Source organism: Kordia sp., assembly GCF_965224175.1.
GTDB lineage: Bacteria > Bacteroidota > Bacteroidia > Flavobacteriales > Flavobacteriaceae > Kordia.
On sequence record NZ_OZ245041.1, the window covers coordinates 392,465 to 412,021 of the forward strand.

23 protein-coding genes are annotated in these 19,557 nt (G+C 31.6%); 2 read left to right on the forward strand and 21 right to left on the reverse strand.

Features of this window, described 5'->3' with window-relative positions:
• Positions 1–11 precede the first annotated feature (11 nt).
• The 10 genes from ACOQOS_RS01875 to ACOQOS_RS01920 form a co-directional block, all read right to left on the reverse strand.
• On the reverse strand, positions 12–383 hold the full coding sequence (locus tag ACOQOS_RS01875; RefSeq protein ID WP_420573263.1) for a nuclear transport factor 2 family protein: 372 nt from the start codon (positions 381–383) through the stop codon (positions 12–14).
• A gap of 43 nt (positions 384–426) precedes the next feature.
• Positions 427–849: a hypothetical protein gene (locus tag ACOQOS_RS01880; protein WP_420573264.1), complete on the reverse strand. Its 423-nt coding sequence runs from the start codon at positions 847–849 to the stop codon at positions 427–429.
• Positions 836–1,477 carry a hypothetical protein gene (locus tag ACOQOS_RS01885; protein ID WP_420573265.1) on the reverse strand — a complete coding sequence of 214 codons (642 nt, stop codon included), beginning with the start codon at positions 1,475–1,477 and terminating at the stop codon, positions 836–838. Before ACOQOS_RS01885 ends, ACOQOS_RS01880 begins: the two co-directional genes overlap by 14 nt.
• A 126-nt stretch (positions 1,478–1,603) precedes the next feature.
• The gene (locus tag ACOQOS_RS01890) at positions 1,604–2,050 is read right to left on the reverse strand and encodes an SRPBCC family protein (protein ID WP_420573266.1); all 447 of its coding nucleotides are present in this window, start codon (positions 2,048–2,050) and stop codon (positions 1,604–1,606) included.
• A complete protein-coding gene (locus ACOQOS_RS01895) occupies positions 2,043–2,372 on the reverse strand; it encodes an ArsR/SmtB family transcription factor (RefSeq protein WP_420573267.1) in 330 nt (109 codons plus the stop codon). The genes ACOQOS_RS01890 and ACOQOS_RS01895 overlap by 8 nt, the downstream gene beginning before the upstream one ends.
• Positions 2,373–2,622: 250 nt before the next feature.
• Complete coding sequence (locus ACOQOS_RS01900; RefSeq protein ID WP_420573268.1) at positions 2,623–3,597, reverse strand: hypothetical protein; 975 nt, start codon at positions 3,595–3,597, stop codon at positions 2,623–2,625.
• Entirely contained in the window at positions 3,594–4,562 is a 969-nt protein-coding gene (locus ACOQOS_RS01905) for an aspartyl protease family protein (protein ID WP_420573269.1), read from the reverse strand. The genes ACOQOS_RS01900 and ACOQOS_RS01905 overlap by 4 nt, the downstream gene beginning before the upstream one ends.
• A 143-nt stretch (positions 4,563–4,705) precedes the next feature.
• Complete coding sequence (locus ACOQOS_RS01910) at positions 4,706–5,698, reverse strand: glycosyltransferase family 2 protein (RefSeq protein ID WP_420573270.1); 993 nt, start codon at positions 5,696–5,698, stop codon at positions 4,706–4,708.
• A gap of 24 nt (positions 5,699–5,722) precedes the next feature.
• Positions 5,723–6,391: a class I SAM-dependent methyltransferase gene (locus tag ACOQOS_RS01915; protein ID WP_420573271.1), complete on the reverse strand. Its 669-nt coding sequence runs from the start codon at positions 6,389–6,391 to the stop codon at positions 5,723–5,725.
• A gap of 5 nt (positions 6,392–6,396) precedes the next feature.
• The gene (locus ACOQOS_RS01920; protein ID WP_420573272.1) at positions 6,397–6,843 is read right to left on the reverse strand and encodes a type I restriction enzyme HsdR N-terminal domain-containing protein; all 447 of its coding nucleotides are present in this window, start codon (positions 6,841–6,843) and stop codon (positions 6,397–6,399) included.
• Between the two features lie 60 nt (positions 6,844–6,903).
• Between ACOQOS_RS01920 and holA the strand changes: the two genes are divergently transcribed.
• On the forward strand, positions 6,904–7,908 hold the full coding sequence (gene holA / locus ACOQOS_RS01925) for a DNA polymerase III subunit delta (RefSeq protein ID WP_420573273.1): 1,005 nt from the start codon (positions 6,904–6,906) through the stop codon (positions 7,906–7,908).
• 69 nt (positions 7,909–7,977) lie between these two features.
• On the opposite strand, the gene ACOQOS_RS01930 is transcribed toward holA, so the two are convergent.
• The 5 genes from ACOQOS_RS01930 to ACOQOS_RS01950 form a co-directional block, all read right to left on the reverse strand.
• Positions 7,978–9,201, reverse strand: a complete 1,224-nt coding sequence (locus ACOQOS_RS01930) for a DUF3089 domain-containing protein (RefSeq protein WP_420573274.1) — start codon at positions 9,199–9,201, stop codon at positions 7,978–7,980.
• 230 nt (positions 9,202–9,431) lie between these two features.
• Complete coding sequence (locus ACOQOS_RS01935; protein ID WP_420573275.1) at positions 9,432–9,833, reverse strand: DUF4919 domain-containing protein; 402 nt, start codon at positions 9,831–9,833, stop codon at positions 9,432–9,434.
• Positions 9,782–10,084: a hypothetical protein gene (locus ACOQOS_RS01940; protein ID WP_420573276.1), complete on the reverse strand. Its 303-nt coding sequence runs from the start codon at positions 10,082–10,084 to the stop codon at positions 9,782–9,784. Before ACOQOS_RS01940 ends, ACOQOS_RS01935 begins: the two co-directional genes overlap by 52 nt.
• 138 nt (positions 10,085–10,222) lie before the next feature.
• Positions 10,223–11,242, reverse strand: a complete 1,020-nt coding sequence (locus ACOQOS_RS01945; protein WP_420573277.1) for a hypothetical protein — start codon at positions 11,240–11,242, stop codon at positions 10,223–10,225.
• Position 11,243: 1 nt separating this feature from the next.
• Positions 11,244–13,613 (reverse strand): AAA family ATPase, encoded by a 2,370-nt coding sequence (locus tag ACOQOS_RS01950; protein ID WP_420573278.1) that lies wholly within the window; start codon positions 13,611–13,613, stop codon positions 11,244–11,246.
• A gap of 173 nt (positions 13,614–13,786) precedes the next feature.
• Between ACOQOS_RS01950 and ACOQOS_RS01955 the strand changes: the two genes are divergently transcribed.
• Complete coding sequence (locus ACOQOS_RS01955; protein ID WP_420573279.1) at positions 13,787–14,947, forward strand: DUF4157 domain-containing protein; 1,161 nt, start codon at positions 13,787–13,789, stop codon at positions 14,945–14,947.
• On the opposite strand, the gene ACOQOS_RS01960 is transcribed toward ACOQOS_RS01955, so the two are convergent.
• From ACOQOS_RS01960 to ACOQOS_RS01985, 6 genes are all read right to left on the reverse strand, one after another.
• Positions 14,944–15,840, reverse strand: coding sequence for an ATP-grasp domain-containing protein (locus ACOQOS_RS01960; protein WP_420573280.1), 897 nt, complete (start codon positions 15,838–15,840; stop codon positions 14,944–14,946). The genes ACOQOS_RS01955 and ACOQOS_RS01960 overlap by 4 nt on opposite strands.
• Before the next feature lie 92 nt (positions 15,841–15,932).
• Positions 15,933–17,114, reverse strand: coding sequence for a cytochrome-c peroxidase (locus tag ACOQOS_RS01965; protein WP_420573281.1), 1,182 nt, complete (start codon positions 17,112–17,114; stop codon positions 15,933–15,935).
• 237 nt (positions 17,115–17,351) lie between these two features.
• Complete coding sequence (locus tag ACOQOS_RS01970; protein ID WP_420573282.1) at positions 17,352–17,840, reverse strand: hypothetical protein; 489 nt, start codon at positions 17,838–17,840, stop codon at positions 17,352–17,354.
• Between the two features lie 309 nt (positions 17,841–18,149).
• A complete protein-coding gene (locus tag ACOQOS_RS01975) occupies positions 18,150–18,572 on the reverse strand; it encodes a hypothetical protein (RefSeq protein WP_420573283.1) in 423 nt (140 codons plus the stop codon).
• Positions 18,573–18,715: 143 nt separating this feature from the next.
• Positions 18,716–19,165, reverse strand: a complete 450-nt coding sequence (locus tag ACOQOS_RS01980; RefSeq protein WP_420573284.1) for an SRPBCC family protein — start codon at positions 19,163–19,165, stop codon at positions 18,716–18,718.
• A 20-nt stretch (positions 19,166–19,185) separates the two neighbouring features.
• Positions 19,186–19,527, reverse strand: coding sequence for a YciI family protein (locus ACOQOS_RS01985; protein ID WP_420573285.1), 342 nt, complete (start codon positions 19,525–19,527; stop codon positions 19,186–19,188).
• Between the last annotated feature and the right edge of the window lie 30 nt (positions 19,528–19,557).

Here is a 19,557-nt window from a genome sequence, read left to right on the forward strand (position 1 = left end):
TATTTTTCTATTTAATTTGATTTTCTTCCCAAATGTTCAGTCAGTAATTTCCATGTAGCATTTTCTTTTGTTAAAACGGCTGTCCCGATTCCATTTCCAGATACAGATTTTCCATCTATAATTCCTGTCCAATTAAATTCGAATACATACACAGCAAAATTTTCATCTTTTATTAGCCATGTAATATTTTCAATAGCATATTTTTCATTTTTAATAACAGAAAAGTTCTTCTCAAATGCTCTTTTAACATTTTCTTTTCCAATATGAACTATTCCATTAGAAAAGGTAACACTTGCATTTTCTGAAATTAATGGCGCAACTACTTTCCAATCTTGCGTTTTTAAAGCAGTTTCATAGGATGTAATAAATTCTTCTGGAGTCATTTATTTTAAAATCTTAGTTTATATATGATCAATTTAATTAAGTTTATTGTAGGTGTAAAATCAGATTACTGTTCTTTAATTTAGGATATTTAGTTTGATAGTCAAATCCTAATTCAGCTGTTAGGGTAGATGTTTCAACTCCTTTACTTATAAAATACTCACGAACTTTATTAGCTCTATATTGGAGATTATTAAGATATGATCTATCTCCATGTGTAGCCAAATATACAATTTGCGATTTTTTTGAGTTATTTTTTACCAAAGAAGCCATCTTAGACAAAAACAAGGAGTCTACAATGATGAGTTCATCTTCGTTGTTAAAGTCTATAGAAGTTGACATATTAATTATAGTACTATTGTCTGTTGTTTTGATATCATTGATAGGTAAAGAACTAGGTGTTTTAGTACTACATCCGCAAAGTACACTTACAAACATTACTATAAATAAATGGTTAATTTTTTTCATTAGTTAACTTATAAATTAATACTTCATTTTCTGTTAGTGCAACATCACATCCGTTGTATTTCATATTCAATAATAGCGTATAAGGATTCAAGTCTTGATAATCTGTTAAACACCATAAAATCCAGTTACAAGGAGTATATGAAGATGAAAGTCTATATAATGGTTCGCTTAAAAAGAAATAAGTATTATATCCTTCATTTCCAGTTGATTTTTTTACAAATGTTGAGAACTCATCATCAAGTTCGATAGATATTGGATCTGCTTGGCTTAATAATTCCAATCTTAATTCATTGCCTCCTTTTTTGAATACAATTTTTGGGTCAATTAAATCATCTGATGGTTGTATTTTTTGTAATACTTCTACAATTATTTTAGTTTGTTGAATTAACTCTTCATCAGTTAATTTTTTATTGAGTTCTCCTAAATCTCCCCATTTTAATTGATATGCTCGTTGTGCTATTTGATTTCCTCTTGGAAATTTTTCAAATAGTTTGAAAAAAAGATCTTTTTCTAAATCCCAAATATCAAAATGTAAGTCAAAATCACAATTAGGCTCTATGTCAACATTTATAGGTTTCCCCATAATTTTTCTCCATTCATTTTGCCATATTTTATGTTGTTCTATCATTAAAATTGTTGTTTTTCTTTAAAATCTTTTTATTGTATTGAGTTTATTATTTCATAATCTCATCAAAAATTCCTGTTACACGCTGCAAAATACGATTCTTTATGTTTTCAGTTAGGAATCATGCATTTATGCATCGAGAAAACTTTCCAATCGGTCGAAAGCACTTCCCCAACCATTGTAAATTCCCATAGCTTCTTGTTGACGACAATATGCTTCTGTTTCATGAATTACATGGAATGTAAAGTTCGTTTTTTCTCCATCTGCCTTAAAAAGTACATGAATCTCTACATTTTCTGTCATGGGTTTAAAATCGGCAGTAAACACAATTTTTTCTTGTGGAATGATTTCTTTGTACATTCCTTCAGAAATGAATTGATTACCATCTGGCATTGGCATACTAAACTTCCATGCTCCGCCAGCAACAAAATTGTGTTCAATAATATCTAATTTCATTCCGTTTGGAGCCCACCAAGAAGCAATATGTTCTGGTTGTGTCCATGCTTCCCAAACAAGCGCTAAAGGTGCGTTAAAAGTTCTTTCAATGGTAATAGTGCGGTTTTCTAGATTATTCATGTGTTTTGTTTTTAGATTGTAATTGGTGTAAGTAGTTTTCAAAATTATCAAGTTTGTCTTCCCATAATTGCTTGTATTGATCAATCCATAAAAAAGCTGGAATTAGTTTTTTAGGTTGAATCATGCAAAAACGTTGTCTACCTTGTTGTTCGATGGCAATAATATCACACTCTTTCAAGATTTTTATATGTTTTGAAATTGCTGGACGACTTACGTCAAATTTTTCTGCAATAGAATTGATCGTCATCGTTTCTTTTGCTAGTAAATCGATAATATCTCTACGAACTGGATCGGCAATCGCCTGAAAAACATCTCTTCTCATAATTTATGTAACTATTCGGTTACAAATATATGCGTAACAATTTGGTTACGCAATTTTATTTTAGAAATTATTTTAATAGAGAACAAGGCTGAATATTATGTTGAGTAGAAATTTTGGAAAAATTTTATATTGAAATCTGAGGAAAATTTCAAATTAAATGAAGTTTTATCATTGACAGACAGCCACGTCGCTAACTCCTCGAAGTGAATATAGTATGTCTAAAAATCTAAGCAAGTCTGAGAAATCTAACTCACCTTACCATACAAACCGAATTTACATTTCCTCGGTAATCATATTCTTTGACAGGATTTGAAGGATCTACCATCCATTCTTCGTCTACAATAAACTTATACAGATGTTTTCCTCCAGAGAGTAATACAGTATATTTCCAACCATACTCTGTTTTAGTCATCGCAAAACCATCTTCAGACCAATCATTGAAAGAGCCAGATAATAATACTTCTTTGGCGTTTTTATGCCCACGGAGTTTAAACGTATAATAAGCTTTTACTTCAACAACAGAATTATATTGATCAAATTCGTTTTTCTTTTTATTCGGATTGGATTCATCACTAATCCACATGCCGTCTATGATGAATTTATATTCGTATGTACCAGGTTTTAATTGTAAGGTAAGATACCAACCATTTTGTGTTTTTTTCATCTTAAAAAGGCGTTCATTCCATTTGTTGAATGTTCCGCTTAACACAACTTGTTCAGCATTTTCATAACCTTTCAGGTAAAAAGAAGTATTTCCATCTTCTGAAATATGCGCCGTATACATTTTTAAATTGTATACTTTTAAATCATATCCGACTTTATTTTTTGCTTTCGATAAATTATCAATTTCACCTTCTGGTTCTGCCCAATAATGTTCGTTGATGACAAACTTAAATTCCCAAGAAAATTCATCAGTAAAATCTGCTATTTTTTTGCGCAATTCGAAACGATTTTCATCCAGTTGTTTCATAATCCATTGATCGTTTGCCCAATCGTTGAATTCTCCAGCAACAGCAATAGTTTCAATCAATAAATCTTGATCATTAATTGATTTTCGATGCTGTGAAATTCCGTGGGTTACTTCTTTATAATCACGTTTGTCAAAAGTAAAAACGACTTCATCACCATCTACACGATATCCTTGCACTTTTTTTTGTTGTGCAAATACACCTGTAGACATACAGAGTATGAGTAAGAAAATGATATGTTGAAAGCAATTTTTCACGGTTTAAATATAGGTGAATTGATGAAATATAACTTTTCTTTTTTATAATTTATAATGGTACGCTTGTATTTTAGAAATTCATAACCTAAAACACCATCTATACTTGTTCCGTAAGCTTCGCGCATTTTCCGAAGGTTTGTCACAATTGTATACATAGGACCAACGCCCAATCGTTCGTTCATGCGGAAATCATACAACTTTCCTGCCAAAACCCGAATTTTCTTTTTGCCAGCTCCAACTAAAGATAATCTTCGTATGGGACGAAATTTTTCAAGTATTTTTTTATGACTGTCTTTATTCAGTTGATTGAATTCTGCACCAGTATCTAATGCAAAACGTACTTTTTGATTGTTGACAGTTCCAGAAATTACAATCGTATGTTTTTTTAATTTAAAATCTAGACTATCGGCAATGGTTTCTGCGTATACTTTCTTGTCAAATTTTACGCCGTATTTATCAACGCGAGACAGTGTGATTTGATTTAAATACAAGTCGATAAACACTTCGTAATCCTTTAGAATATTGTAACCAATAATGCCGAGTAAGTGCATTTTTTTGCTTTTTTCGATATGTGATAAATCGATAATATCAGATTTTTTATTCTTAAGATTAAAATTGTGTAGGATAAACTCGCTGAGCTTTCGTTCATATGGTTGATCTATGATACGAGTAACACCAGAAGTTTGTGTTTTTTTCTTTGTAATTCGTTGTCCTTTAGGGAAATGATTCTTGTTTAGTACAAGTCGCTCTGCGCCAGTATCAATAATGAAATTTCCTTTTTTGCTGAGGAATTCGGCTTCTACAACAATTAACTGATCGATGACTTTAAACGGAATTCGTGCCGTATAATCGTTTAAAAACTCTGCTTTTGGAAACAGAATTTCGATGGTATTTTCTTCTTCGTTTGAAAAAAGAGAATGTATACTAAAGAAGAAAACCAATAGGATTGTAATTAGTTTTCGCATGATTTTTGATTGATGTACTATAAATATAGACGATCTTCAAGAAGATTTGTTGCAGTTTAAGAAAGATTTAATACGATTTAAAAGAAATTCTCTACGATAAGATTGATTGATTTACTATTTCGAGCAATTCTTGCATAGAATACTTAATTAAAATCTGAATATTTCTTTTTCCCTTTTAAAAAGTAAGCAAGCACGATAGATTTCTGCTGAAAATACTGTTTTTCCTGATTTTCTGCGCGTTTTGAGAGCATTTTGGGCAATCGTGCGTAAAAGTGAAAATGTGCTTTTAGAATAGCGAAAAGATGTTTGAATTTAAATTTGAGTAGAAATTGAACTCCAGCAAGTCCATCTAAAACTAAGCGAGAAAATATAATTGGAAATAGTTTTCCTTTCGGAAGATTCTTCGCAAGCATGCATAATGAGTTCCTAAAATTTAGATAGGTTTTTTTAGCATTTGTGCTATCTAAAGTTGCACCGCCAACATGATATACCACACTTTCTGAAACATATTTTGCGAGATATCCTTTGTTGAACGCACGCCAACACAAATCGATTTCTTCTTGATGCGCAAAGAAATCTTCATCAAAACCTTGAAGTTCTTGGAACACATTTTTTCTAATGAATAAACAAGCGCCAGATGCCCAAAAAATAGCTTTTGAGTCATTGTATTGTCCGTTGTCCTTTTCTAAAGTATGAAAAATACGTCCGCGACAGAATGGATAGCCAAATTTATCAATAAATCCGCCAGCCGCGCCAGCATATTCAAAATGAGTTTTTTGTTTAAAGTCTAGAATTTTGGGTTGAATAATTGCCGTTTCTAGACTAGACTCAAATGTTGATAGAATAGGAGTAAGCCAGTTTTCTGTAACTTCAATATCTGAATTTAGCAAGCAGAAAATTTCTTCTTTCACTTGCGGAAGTGCATCATTGTACCCTTTTGCATATCCGCCATTTTCAACATTTTGAATGATTTGTACTGTTGGAAAATTTGCTTTTACATACGCAATGGAATTATCCGCAGAAGCGTTATCAGCCACATATACAGTAGCATCTTTCGAAAACGAAACAACCTTAGGCAAAAATTGTTCTAACAATTGCTTTCCGTTCCAGTTGAGTATGACTACAGCGATTTTCAAAGATTCTAAATTTATTTTCTGATGTTATTTTTTGTGTGTAATCCAACCCATGTAGATAGAATTTTGAAAGAAACGTGTAGGTGTTTCAAATCCTGCTTCAACGATAAGTTTTTTTAATTGATCTTCAGAAACTGCATGCAACTTATTTTCAATTCGATACAATCGATTGTTGATGTCAGTTTCATCTAAATTGTCGGGTAATAGGTTTTTGAGAATTTTTAAGTTTTCTTTAATTTGTTGTTTAGAACCTGTAATGTCTAATACTATAAATGGAGCATTTGCGTCTAATTTTTTGGCAATATTTTTTAGTAAATCTAACTTACTTTCATACGTTTCTATGAAGTGAAGAACTAACAATAGTGTTGCTGCGCCAAACATATCTTTACTACTTACAGCATTTATAGTACCTTCGATAAGTTGTACATTTTCAATATTTTTAAATTTTTGATTTGCTTGAGAAATCATTTCAGGAGAAGGATCAACTCCAGTAATTTTCCACGGTTGCGAAGTATTGATAAATCGTTCTATTTCAGCTCCTGTTCCACATCCAACGACTAATAAATTTTTATGCTCAGTATCTTTTAAAAGCCTAGGTAAATTATCCATGAAATAATGATAATTTGGAATCCATGCTTCTACAAATGAATTATAATTTGCTGCTCTTTTATTTTCAAATATTTCTATAGTTTGCATAGTATTTACCTTTTATACGTGGGTAATTCTCTTAAAAACTGATATTGCTCTGCTTCGTAGTCCATTGTACAATAATAATGATTCAATCCATTAGTTACCATTAAATATTGTGCTTTTAACACCATATTATAACGTGCAATTTGATCAAAAGTATCTTGTTTGATCATTACTTTACTACGTTTACATTCAACCACCAAAAAAATACTTCCGTTAGGATTAAAAATAACTATATCATAACGTCTTTTTAAATCATTGAATATGAGCTCTTTTTCAACATTGATGAGACTTATGGGATAGTTTTTTTCTTGAATTAGAAATTGAACTGTATGTTGCCGAACCCATTCTTCGGGAGTTAAGACGACAAACTTTTTCCGAATTGCATCAAAAATATAGATTTTATTTTCCCTATTTTTGAAGCGGAAAGTATATTTTGGAAAATTTAAAAGTTCCATAAGCACAAAACTAATAATTAGTGCATCGAAAACCAATACAATTCCACATTTGTCTTAAGAATGGAAGAAGCTAAACAGATTGTCGTAGATATACAGAAAGGAAATATTAAACCTATTTATTTTTTAATGGGTGAAGAATCTTATTATATCGATAAGATCGCTGCATATATAGAAGATAATGTATTGGCAGAAGAAGAGAAAGGATTTAACCAAATGGTGTTGTACGGACGCGATGTTTCTGTAGATGATATTGTGGCAAATGCCAAGCGTTATCCAATGATGGCAGAACGACAAGTTGTGATTGTAAAAGAAGCACAAGATTTATCGCGCTCTATTGATAAACTGGAAGCATACCTTTCAAACCCGCAACCAACTACAGTTTTAGTGATTTGTTATAAGTATAAAAAGATTGCTAAAAATAAGAAGCTGTATAAAGCAGCAAAAAAGAACGGCGTGATTTACGAAAGCAAGAAATTGTACGAAAATCAAGTAGCCGACTGGATTCGAAGAGTATTGGCGGGCAAGAAATATCAAATTACACCTAAAGCTGCACAAATGTTAGTGGAGTTTTTAGGAACAAATTTGAGTAAGATTGATAATGAACTAGAAAAGTTAAAACTCATTTTACCAGTTGGAAGCGAAATTACGCCAGAGGCTATTGAGGAAAATATCGGAATTAGTAAAGATTATAATAATTTTGAGTTGCGAAAAGCGATTGGCGATAGAGATGTAAAAAAAGCGTTTCGTATTATCACATATTTTTCAGAAAATCCTAAAGACAATCCTACAGTCGTTACGGTTTCGTTGTTATTTAATTTCTTTTCTCAGTTATTACAATATCATGGTTTGCGTGATCAAAACCCGAAGAATGTAGCTTCTGTGTTGCGTATCAATCCGTATTTTGTGAAGGAATATCAAGCTGCAGCACGTAATTATCCGATGAAAAAGGTGAGTGGAATTGTGGCAACACTACGTGAAATGGATGTAAAAAGTAAAGGTGTTGGTGCTAGCAATCTGTCTAATGGCGATTTATTGAAAGAGTTGTTGGTAAGGATTATGAATTAGATTTTTAGACCGCTTTGCTGTTAGATATTAGATCGCTTCACTACTAGATTTTGGACATAATTGATATTTTCAATTGCAATTCGTTAGTTTTTCATCTATTTGTTCCATCAAAGCCCACAAATAAATATGATAATCTTTTGTATGATAGCCCCAATTTGAATAATTTGGATGATTTTGTTCAGAAGCTAAATCATTTGGTCTTTGGTCATTAGGAAGCGGATTATACTCTACACTTAATGCTACTTTTTGTTCTTCATCTCTTCTGTGTCTTACAGAATATAAATCATCAAATGCAATAAAATTACTATTGCCTCCAAGATTATAATTTGAATCTGGCGTTATATAATTTTTTAATGAAGATGAAGTAGAAGTATAGTAACTAAAATCTTGAACAAACCAATCTTGATTTTCATTGAAAGCTCTATATACAAGTCCACTATTAATTAGATAAGGATTAAATTCAGGCAACCCATAATTAATTTCAGGAATAGTTTGTGATTCATCAAAAGTTGCCCAATTGCTTATACAACCACATTCATTAGTTGTTGTACATAAAGGAATATTTTCCCACCAACCACCTTTATATTCACCTTGATTGGCATAGATATAACCCATACCACCTAATGCAGCAATTACTAATTTGTCCCTTAAAACTGAGTTCGTATCAAAAACATCTCTTAGTAACATTGCAAGCATATATGAACCTTGAGAATGACCTGCCAAAATTATTTTATTTCCATTATTAAAATTGTTGAGATAGTGTAAGAATGAAGCTTTTACATCGCTATATGAAGTAGCAATAATTTCTGCTTGTAATTCCTTATCAGTATCATCACCGTAGGTTTTACCTGAAGATTGTCTGTAGTGCGGCGCAAACATTCGTCCGTATTTTGATAACAATCCACCTTGTGCAATTGTAGTCAGTCCAATTCTTACTTTGTCTTGTTCTTCAATTGCAATGTTTTTTGGTTCGGTTAAATTTTGTGGTATACTTAAAAGCGTAGGATGCACCCAAAATACATCTACACCAGTATTTGTAGTTGCATTATTTGTAATTGGAATTATTTCCTCTATTTGTAAATCTTTGTCTATGACAGCGATGTCTAAATTATATGATGGTAAAATTGTAGTTTTATTTGGATGAAATGACCAATTTTCCATATTGTTATAATCAATATTTGATGATGGAATTTCTATTGTATCTACTTCGGCGTTATTTTCCTCAATAGGCTCATCATTTTTACTACAGGACAATAGAATAAGTGACAAAAAGAATATATGAATGTATTTCATTTTGAAATTTTCTACTTAGACTTTTTTCTAAGAAGAAGGTTTAATCTACTTGTAGCTAATTTTATTTAAAATAGAATTCTCTATTATTCTTACAATGGACAAACCTGTATGTTAATTGAAGATCTTGCTATGTTTTTAAGATGTTATAAGTAAATAAATAGCTGTCAAACCCTTAATTAAAAAGTTTGATTGTGGAAGCTTTGTTTTTAGAAACACTATGCTTTTAGATTTTATCGTTTTTTTAAATTTTCACGTCCTTTAAGAACATTACTTATTTCAAAGTAATATACTTTCTTTTCTCCATTTTTATCTACAACTTCCATTCGATCGCAAATTCCACCGTTATTATCAATATTTTGTGTATTGAGTTCAACTCCAAGCATTCGTAAAATAAAATATTCTTCAGAAACTTGAACTACAGACCAACCTGTTGCGCAAGATTTTCCGTCTCCACTTTTTACTATCGACATTAAAAGCCCAAATTGAATTGTTTTATATTTTTGAGCATTTACAGTATCTCCCAAAATTTTATACGTCTGTCTTAGTATTTTATGAGCAGTCATACTTGTATAATCGATACTTAACATTTTTTTTGTTGTGATGATAATGCTGTCATATTTCGATTCAGACATTTGCTGGTACATTTTTTTTTCAATTCTCTAAATTCCTCGCTTTTTTCAGAAGCAATTTTGAACTGTTTACTGTTAATAAAACTTTCTCTGAATGATTTGTAATCTATATCAGTTTTTCCATTTTCAAGCATTTTAACTGATTTACTAAAATCATCATCAAATTCAGGAATTTTTATTTGTGTTTCCGTCTGTCCATTGATAATATTGAAACAAAAAAGAATAATTAAGGATATAAAAAAATGCTTATTCATAGTGTGAGTAATTTGTAATATAGTGATCAAATATAAACGGAAGTTACAGCTGTAGATTGTTTTGCACAGTTTTAATTTTATATTCGATATGTTTTAAGGTATAATATAAATATAACTTTAAATTGGAAATAGTTGAAATCAAGCAGCATTAATATCAATTTGAAAGTTTTCAAGTAAAAATGTTCCGATCATTTGTTTGGCGAGTCCGACGAATTCTTTTTCAGTATCTATAAATTCTTTTAAAACGCCTAATTCAAATTTTAAATCTTCTACGAAACTATGCGTTTCTTCATCATTTTCATCGTAAAATTTATTTACGTTGCGCATCGCTTTTTCCACACGCTTCATTTGACGAGAAATGTCTACGATTTTTTTCTCACGTAAGTGAACTAAAGGAACGCGTTGCAATGAATATACTTTGATAGATGCAATTGCTCTTTTCTCGGTAAGATCATCTGTTTTTTTAGCGCGAATTACTCCAGATTCAATATCATATTCAAAATATTCTTCAGGATCTTCAATTGAAGGATTGATTAATAAACGAACTTTTTCTTCCTTTTTGAGCTTTTCTGTATGTGTTTTTAAGCGTAATTCTTCTTTTAGTAAAGGAAATTGATTCATTTTTCCAACAGACTCCAATTCGGTAGCATTTGCCAATAATTGCTTTGACTTCTGATTGCAATTTCTACACGATAAAAACAAGTTGTCCCAATCGGCAGCAAGCCAATAATACCCTGGTTTTATCATTCTTTTCTTTAATAATTTTTTTAACTGTTTTTTTGTACCTGAAGGAGCTTCTCCGCAATGTGTACAGACTTTATTTTCAATAACACCTTCGCTATATCTCGGATATTCTTGATCACAATGCTGACAAATTCGATATTCAAATTCAACGCCGCCTTTCGGCCTAAAATGTTCAATATCGCCTACGTGCGCATGCAAAAAGATACTTTCGCAATAGGCACATTTATTATTACTGAGTTTTTTTAAAGCATCTTTTACATTGTCGTGCTTGTAGGCATTGTACTTGTCGTATGCTTTTTCTTTATCAGGACCTGTATAGTGTGCAATTGCTTTTGCAAGTTCTTTTTTTCCAGCGCCATTTTCATCGGTCAATTCCTCTGGCGCGTCAACCAAATTTCTATCAATGAAAATCATATTACTTTTTTGATGGTAAACTTTTCCAAAGATCTTGTACTTTAGAAATCGTTTGTTGTTTAATATTTTTAGTTTCTATTTTTAGACTATTCTGTCTGATATCTTTTGCAATCAATTCATCTACAGCTTGATACACAAGTTCTTCTCGTAAATCATTTCCAAAACGCATGTAGTTTTTCTCGTCAATTTCTTCTTTTAAGCGTTTAATTTCATCATTTTGCGCTTCAGTTCTGTCTACTTTATTAATGGCTAATAAGTCATAATATTCTTTGAATAAGGCTTCTGTTTTAATATCCATTGTGCTATTAAGACCAAAATATTCTGAGGTTAATAATTGGTCTACACGCAAGCTACTTGGATCTGGTAAATCGTTTAGAGCTTCAATAGAGTTTACGCTGTTTCTGCGTAAAACAACAACTTCATTTTGTTTTAATCCTCGTAAACACAGAGGTTCATGTGTTGTGATTATGAATTGAATTTTTGGAAATGTTTTGCGCAAGCGTTCTACAATTTCCATTTTCCATCGTGGATGTAAATGTGTGCCAATTTCGTCTACTAAGACAATTCCTTCTGCCAATTCGTATACTACATTTTCTTGTGAAAGTGTATAAATCATATCAATAGCTACTGCAAAAATGGATTTATAACCATCGCTTAAGTGTTTGATATTGATTTTATCGCCTGTACGATGATATTTAATGTAAATTTCTCCTTTTTTAGGACTTCTTTTAATAGCATCTAAATCATCTAGAAGTAATAAGTTTTTAAGTGTTTTTGATACTTGATTGAACGTTTTTAAATTGCTGTTTAAGAACCAATCTTTAGCATTTGATAGGGAAATAGAAGCATCAAATAAGTTTTTGATTTTTAGGTAACTCGGATGATTTTTTTCAGGTTGTAAATTTCCAATAGGCAATAATCGAGTGGAACCATACCCAATAATAAACGCAGGCGGTTTCTGAATGTTAGCCACAATTTCTTTCTTTCGTTTGTTAAAAGTGACTTCAAAGAATTCATCATTACCTTTTCCGTATACGCGTATGTAACCGCTGTACTTTCCGTATTTTAATACATCATCTACTTGAATGTCTAAAGTGTCTAAATATTCTTGTCCCATTAAAGCAATTGCAATAGCTTTGAGCACAGAACTTTTTCCAACACCATTTTCTCCTAAAAATACTAGCCAAGGTTCGGCAGTTGTATCTTCGGCATAACTTGGTAATTGAAGCGTTAAATCTGAGAAACATTTAAAGTTCTTTAATACAATTTTATCGAGATATACATTTTTTAAAAGACTTGCAAAATATGCTCCATCTTGTTTATTAAAAATTGCTTTTTCGACTTCTGGAGCTTTCGTTTTGTCAATAGAGAAGCCTTTTTCTGTTTTTTCAAGTGGAAATGATATAGATTCAAAAAGATCATCAGGTAGTTTTTTTTGAGTAGAAAAATCTCTTGGTAATTGACCTTGTATGTTATCATTCTGCTGCTGCATTTGATCAAAATACGATTGTATTTGATCGGTGAGATTAAACAAAGTACTGGCAATTTCTTTATCTTCTAAGTAGTTGTCAATTAGAGTTTTTCGAAACGCAAGATGATTCTTTTTAGAAGTTTTTTGGAGAATTTCATTCCATTCTTCTGCAATTGCTCGTGCATTTTTGATTCCTTTTCGCAATCCTTCAGCTTCACGCTTTGTTTCATCAGCAATGCTTTGTCGTTCGTAAATTAAATCTTTACGATTCAATCCTAAAATTTGTATGGTAGCTTCTGCCTTTTGCTTTAGATTTAATATGTGTTCTCCCAAAACCTTACTAGACAACAGAAAAGAATTTTCTTCAACTCTAGTTTTGATTTCATACGTTTCTAAGTCAAATTGAAAAAAATTATTTGGATCTTCTTCACATGGATCAATTAAAAATGCTTGTTCTTTTTTGGAAATTACGTCGTGTCTGGTTTTAATCGCAGCTCTTTTTCTTTGTACAGGAAATACATTCGATTTATAACGACTACAAGCATGACAGCAAGCATATAAGTTTTCCCATTCATAGGTAAGCCACCAATAATGGTCGGCGTCAATTTCTTTACTATCAAATCCTTGAGAATTGTTACTAGGTCTAAAATGATTTAGATAGGATTCATATCCAGATTTTAAGCCTAATAGATGCGATTCACAATATGCACATTTGTAATCAAAAAGATTCATTAGTACTGTAATTACTTCATCAGGAAAATAAGCAATAGAATAGGAGCGTTGTGCCCGAGAACTTTTATGCATCTCATAAAAATCACTTATTTCTTGTAGCAAACCTTCATATTCTTTTGAGTAAAAGAATTTAGGTTTTTCAAGTTTTTGTCTGTCAATTTTGATCAAAATGGATAGGTTTTAAGTACAAAAATCTTATTTGTAATACATAAAGTACGTAAATATTTGACGAAAAATAAAGCAAAGACAGGAAATACAGTGTTTTTCCCCTATGCTAGTTTTTTGTAAAAAAATACCTTGTATTGCAAATAAACTCTTGTTAGTGTCTTAAAAATCAGAAAATGAAAGTGAAGCAGCAACATAAATCCAAAGAAAAAACGAATACTATTGTACAGCGTAAAGCGAACAAATCATTTGTAAGATCAAGAGCAGATGATAATAGTTTTACGAAACCTTTATCTTCAAGTAAATCGTCTAAAAAGTTACCTAAAGGATTGCAGTCAAACATGGAAAAATCTTTAGGACAAGATTTTTCAAATGTTTCTATTCATACCAATTCTCAACAAGCTGTTCAAATGAATGCGCGCGCATACACACAAGAAGAACATGTACATTTTGCTCCAGGCGAGTTTAATCCGAATTCATCAAAAGGTAAAAATCTAATAGGGCATGAGTTTACACATGTAGCGCAACAACGTGCTGGAGTTGTCCAATCGACCAAAGTTTTACAAAAAGGAATACGTATTAATGATAGTAATAATTTAGAAAGTGAAGCAGATTCTTTTGGGAAGAAAGCCGTTAAAGGTGAATCGGTCGCTAAATACAAATCTACAAGTTCAAACACGCAAAATACAGCAAGAACTACACAAACAAAAAGTAATGTTGTGCAGGCAAAATTCGCTCTTGAAGGTGCAACCGCTGATTTACGAAACAAATTTCTCAAGAAAATTAATAGTTCGAGTATGAAATTTGATATGGATGCTAGTGGAAATATTACAAAACGTAAAGCTTCAGATGTTGCCAACGGACAATATGAAAAGGTAATGGAAAGTGCTGTTCAAAATGCACAAATAGTGAAATTTAGATTGATTGCGAAGTCAGACACACTTTTTATGGACAGTTTTGCTTCTGGAAAAGTAGATGCCAGTGATATGGTAGATTTACCTTCAGATTTATTTCAAATTAATATGATACATATTCTAGCAGAACGTTTTTCGGTAGCTGATTATGAAAAAAATAAAAGAACAGCCGGATTTAGAGGAGCTCACAAAAAAGGATTGGATGCGGAAGAGAAGTTTTTAAAAGAAAAGTATCCTAAAAAAACAATTAAATATATAGGTGCAGGCATAGACAATTCAACTAAGAAAGTCGATAAAGCTGGAACAGGAACCGTTGATTATTATTTTGACTTTACAGATGTAAAGCATGTGTATACACAATCAATTGTAAAAGGAAAATTGATAGAAGACGTTGTAGGTTCGCGATTTGAAATTGTACGCTAATGCAATTGTTTAATTGCTTTTGCTAATTGTGTTGCAGCGTCATTGTTGTATCTAAACCATAATTCAGGTTCTATGAGTTCTAATTCAGAAATTGCTAGTTGGTCCTCATTATCCCAAATAATGTCAACACGCGCATATATTGGCAATTCTATACATGCATTGACTGCTTTTTCTGCAAATTCGATTTCTTTTTGTGAAGGATGATATTCATGTACGCTTCCGCCGAAATCATCTTGTACTCTAAAATCACCTTTTTTTGCTTTTTTTAGAATTGCATGCGTATATTTTCCGTTAATTACTACTAATGAAATTTCTCCTTTGGTCACGATTTGCTCCATAAAAGGTTGCAACATCATGGCTTCATCAGAAATTAAATTTTTATATAGAATTTCGTGTTTGTGAATGTTCTGCGGATTCAATTTGTATGTATGTCTTGCTGCACCAGAAATACAAGGTTTTAATACGGTTTGCTTCCAAGATAAAGTTTCATGTAACTCCATTAAAGAACGTGTGTCACCTTTTTCAATAAAGTATGTTGGAACAATAGCAACATTTTCTTTTTCTAAATCTTGTAAGTAGTGTTTGTCTATATTCCAGTGAATCATTTTGGAAGAATTCAATAATGTTGTTTTATTACTGACATCTGCTAACCAATTAGAGAATTCAGTAAAACGATCAAAATAATCCCAAGTAGTTCTAAAAAGTGCATATTTTGTAGTACTCCAATCAAAATCAGGATCGTCCCAAGCAAGTTTTAATACTTGTAAACCTTCTTTTTCGAGTGCATTTTTTACCAATTGATCTTCTAATAAAACATTATCTATGTATTCGTTACGTTCTACAGGGTTTGTATAGCGTTTGTCGGTTAGTATAACTACATCAATTGGTTTCATACGGTTGATTTTTCAATCAAAAATATAAAAAGCCCGCTTATAAAAACAGGCTTTTTAAGAAATATTCGAGGCTGAAGGTGGATTACTATATTTTATTGGATGAACGGATCAGAAAACTTAGTATCATTAACGATAGTTTCGTCCGTAAGCGTTCGTAAAAAGGCTACTAGTGCATCTTTTTCAGCTTGTGTTAAGTTCATTCGTCTAGGTTGTCCGTTTTGCATTAATCGATTGTCTAAAGAAGGACCAAGCTGGATTCCTGAATTGTAAAATTCAACAACTTCTTCTAGACTTGTAAAACGACCATCATGCATGAATTGTGCAGAAGTGGCAATATTTTTAAGTGAAGGAGCTTTAAAAACTCTAGTTTCTCCAGCATCTAAACCAATACTTCTTGAATTATCGTTTAAAGCAAATGTTGGTATTTGGTGACAACCTGAACAATTAATTCCGCCTTGATTGGTTGTAAATATTTGTTTCCCTAAATTTTCTTCTGCTGTAAATTGTGGAAAATCTGCTCCGATACCATTTCCAGGCGCGTTTGGATTATAGTTTTGCGCAAATGCTTCATCAAATCTACTATCAGTAGAAACCATGCAACGAATGTATTGTGCTAATGCTTGTTGAATTCTTCCTTGTGTAATTGTTTCATCTCCAAAAACCATTTCAAACAATGCAGGATAGTATTCAATTGTGTTCATTTTGGTAATTAGCGCAGCCAAACCGCCGTTGCTATCATCAAATCCCATTTCAACACTGTTGATAATTGGTTCAGTAGTTTGTGCTTCTAAGGTGGCTGCACGTTTGTCCCAAAAAAACGATCCGTCTTCATAAAAACGCGCATTTAATAATCGCATCGAATGTGCACCAGTCACATTTACACCATCAAAACCAGTACTAAATTGGTTATTATCTGTAAATGCAATTCCTTGTTGATGGCAACTTGCACATGAAACCGCATCATTAATACTTAATTGTTTATCAAAAAACAGGATTCTTCCCAAAATTGCACCATCATCAGTAGCTTGATTATTTGCGGGTTCATTATTATCGGCTACAGAATTTATATAATGTATTGGATAATCTGGATTGCTATAATTTGGCAGACTTTCAAAATTGATTGAAAAGTAAGTAGACATATCAACTCCGTTTACATCTGTATCAACAGGATCAGCAGGAGTGTCTATGTTTTCATCAGGGATTTCTGTATATACTTCTTCATCAGCAGCACAAGAGAACAATAAAATCGAAAATAGAAATACGTACTTTTTCATAAGGCTTAGGTGTTTTAAATTTATAAAGTAGTATCTCTCCAATAGGCAAATTGATTATTATTTTTAATGTAAGATGATATTTTGACTAAAAACTTGCGCAATGGTTTAATTTTTTTTTGAAAAAAATAAAAAAGAGGCGTTAAAAGCCTCTTTTCTTATCATGATTTGGTTGTTGTTTTAAACAGGTCTACAATTGTATTTGCGTCTTCTTTTTTGATGCTTTAAAAGCTTATGCTTCTATGACTTTTTATACGTGTATTTATTACGTACAAATTTTTCTGAAGTATCTTTAAATACTACTTCCTTTTTCATAGAAAGCTGTGTATCATTAAAAAAATACGTATTGTAGATTGTTGCCTCTTTATTATTGTCTTGTCCTTCGTACATCGTTTCAATTTCTGTGCTTCCATCCGCAGATTTTTGAACACGAATTATTTTTTCATTACCTAAATAAATTCCATCTTTTTTAATTTTGAGTGTGTTTTTACTGTTAGCACTTTGTTCTGTAGTGTAGTTTATGTTAAAAACTATTTTGTTGTTTTTTGTTTGAATATGTAAGGTAGTAGGTAAAGTAACTTCTTTATTGTCGCTATAATTTATATACATGATTTCGCCTGTCCAGTTTGTGTTGTGTAAACTTTCAAAGTCAGAAATACTTACTTTTTGTTGTGCTTGTGCGAATGATGAAATTGCGATTGAAATAAAGAATGCGATAATTGTTTTCATGAGTTTAAATTTTATATCATTTTGTTTTGATACAAATTTGCGACATGAAACGTGGTTACACGACTTAAAACGTGTGCAAACGGCTTATTTTACGATTTGAGACGGTTTTTTTAGACTACTTTGTGCTATTAGAAATATTAGACGATATGTTTGATACGTCTTTGTGAGAAGTTTAACATGCTTGTATAGAGTTTGTTACGTTGCTTAAGTAACTGATATAGTAAATACAAACCGAATAGAAAATCTGCTAGGACTTTCGCAAGTAGGCTATAACTAGCAATTAATTATACACGGTGTTGTGCATAGTATTTATTCAGTCCTTATTTTTTGATTCCAGCTAGATTCGTAATTGTCCAATTTGCTCGTACATTTATAATGCAAGTAGTTATCATATTCATACTCAAATTCACAAAGGATTCCTCCGTTCCGATTTATTTCTCGCATAGATTCGTCCATTTCCATTTTCGACTCATCAATTTTTAAAATGTAGTCACATTCGTTAATCCATTGTATTATTTTATAGTCTTTAGTTGATTCAACCTTTTCTCCGTTTCTCTTTACAATAAGAGAGATTTCAGAATTATTAATTCGAGTGATTTTTTTATTAATATTTTCATTCCCGAGCACAGTTTCATAAAAATCTCCTTTCTTAAATTTTTCGCAAACTGATTTTTCAGCACAGGAATTAAGAAAAATTAATAGAATAATGTATGGAATTAGCTTGATTTTCATATTATGCACAACGGTCTTGTGTATGAGTAGTGGCAGATTTATATACTAGTACTTTCGGTTAGCAATATACTTAATAAAAATGTAAAACGGTTTGAGTTTACACCCAAACCGCTATTACTTATACACGTTGTTAGGCAAAGTTTTTATTCAGGTATATAAGGATTTCCTTTCCCTGTTTCAAGGTATTGCTTTAAACTGTTTAAGAAAAAGTTCCAACCACCTTTACAAGCATTATAACATTCGAATTCTGAGGTTAGTCCTATATGAACAAAATTTATTTGACTTCCTTTATCCGTAGCCTTGATTGTCCATTTTATTTCGGTGTTAACCCATTCATCTTTTTTAGAGAGTTCTTTAATGTCTATGAATGCTTTTGTTACTTTCCAAGTGAGGTTTTGGTTTTCTTCAAGTTCTGTAATTAGCATTTCTTTTACTGTGGTCTCTCCAAATCGTACAGTGAGCCTATCGTTCAGTTTATTAGCTACATTAGAATGGACTGTCCACCATTTGTCAATTTCGGTAGTTATGACTTTAAAAACAACATTGGGTGAAACAGCTATTTGCAATTCTTTAAAATAATTTGTGTTCGACATCTTAATTGGGAATTATATTTTTACATCATTTCTAATACTTCTCTAATTTCGAGTTTCCAACTGGCGTCCTCAAAACGCGGGTCTTGTTTTAATACGTTAATTAAAGTTTCCTTATTCTCTGATTGAAGCATATAAAACCCTGCAATGTCAGTTTTACCAATTGCATCTGTTGAAAGATTTGTTTTGTTACCGATAAGTAGAGTTCCAGCAGGTTGTAACGGTTGAGCATCCAATAAAATATTATCTTGTTTTAGATTACCTAAATACGCTCCAACTTTTTGGATGTGCTTTTGTTGATTTTCTTTTGAAAGATTAAAAATCGATTCTCCTTGCGGGTAAATAAATACCATAAATTTTTTCATCTGTTTGTGTTTTTGTTTATACTATTTATT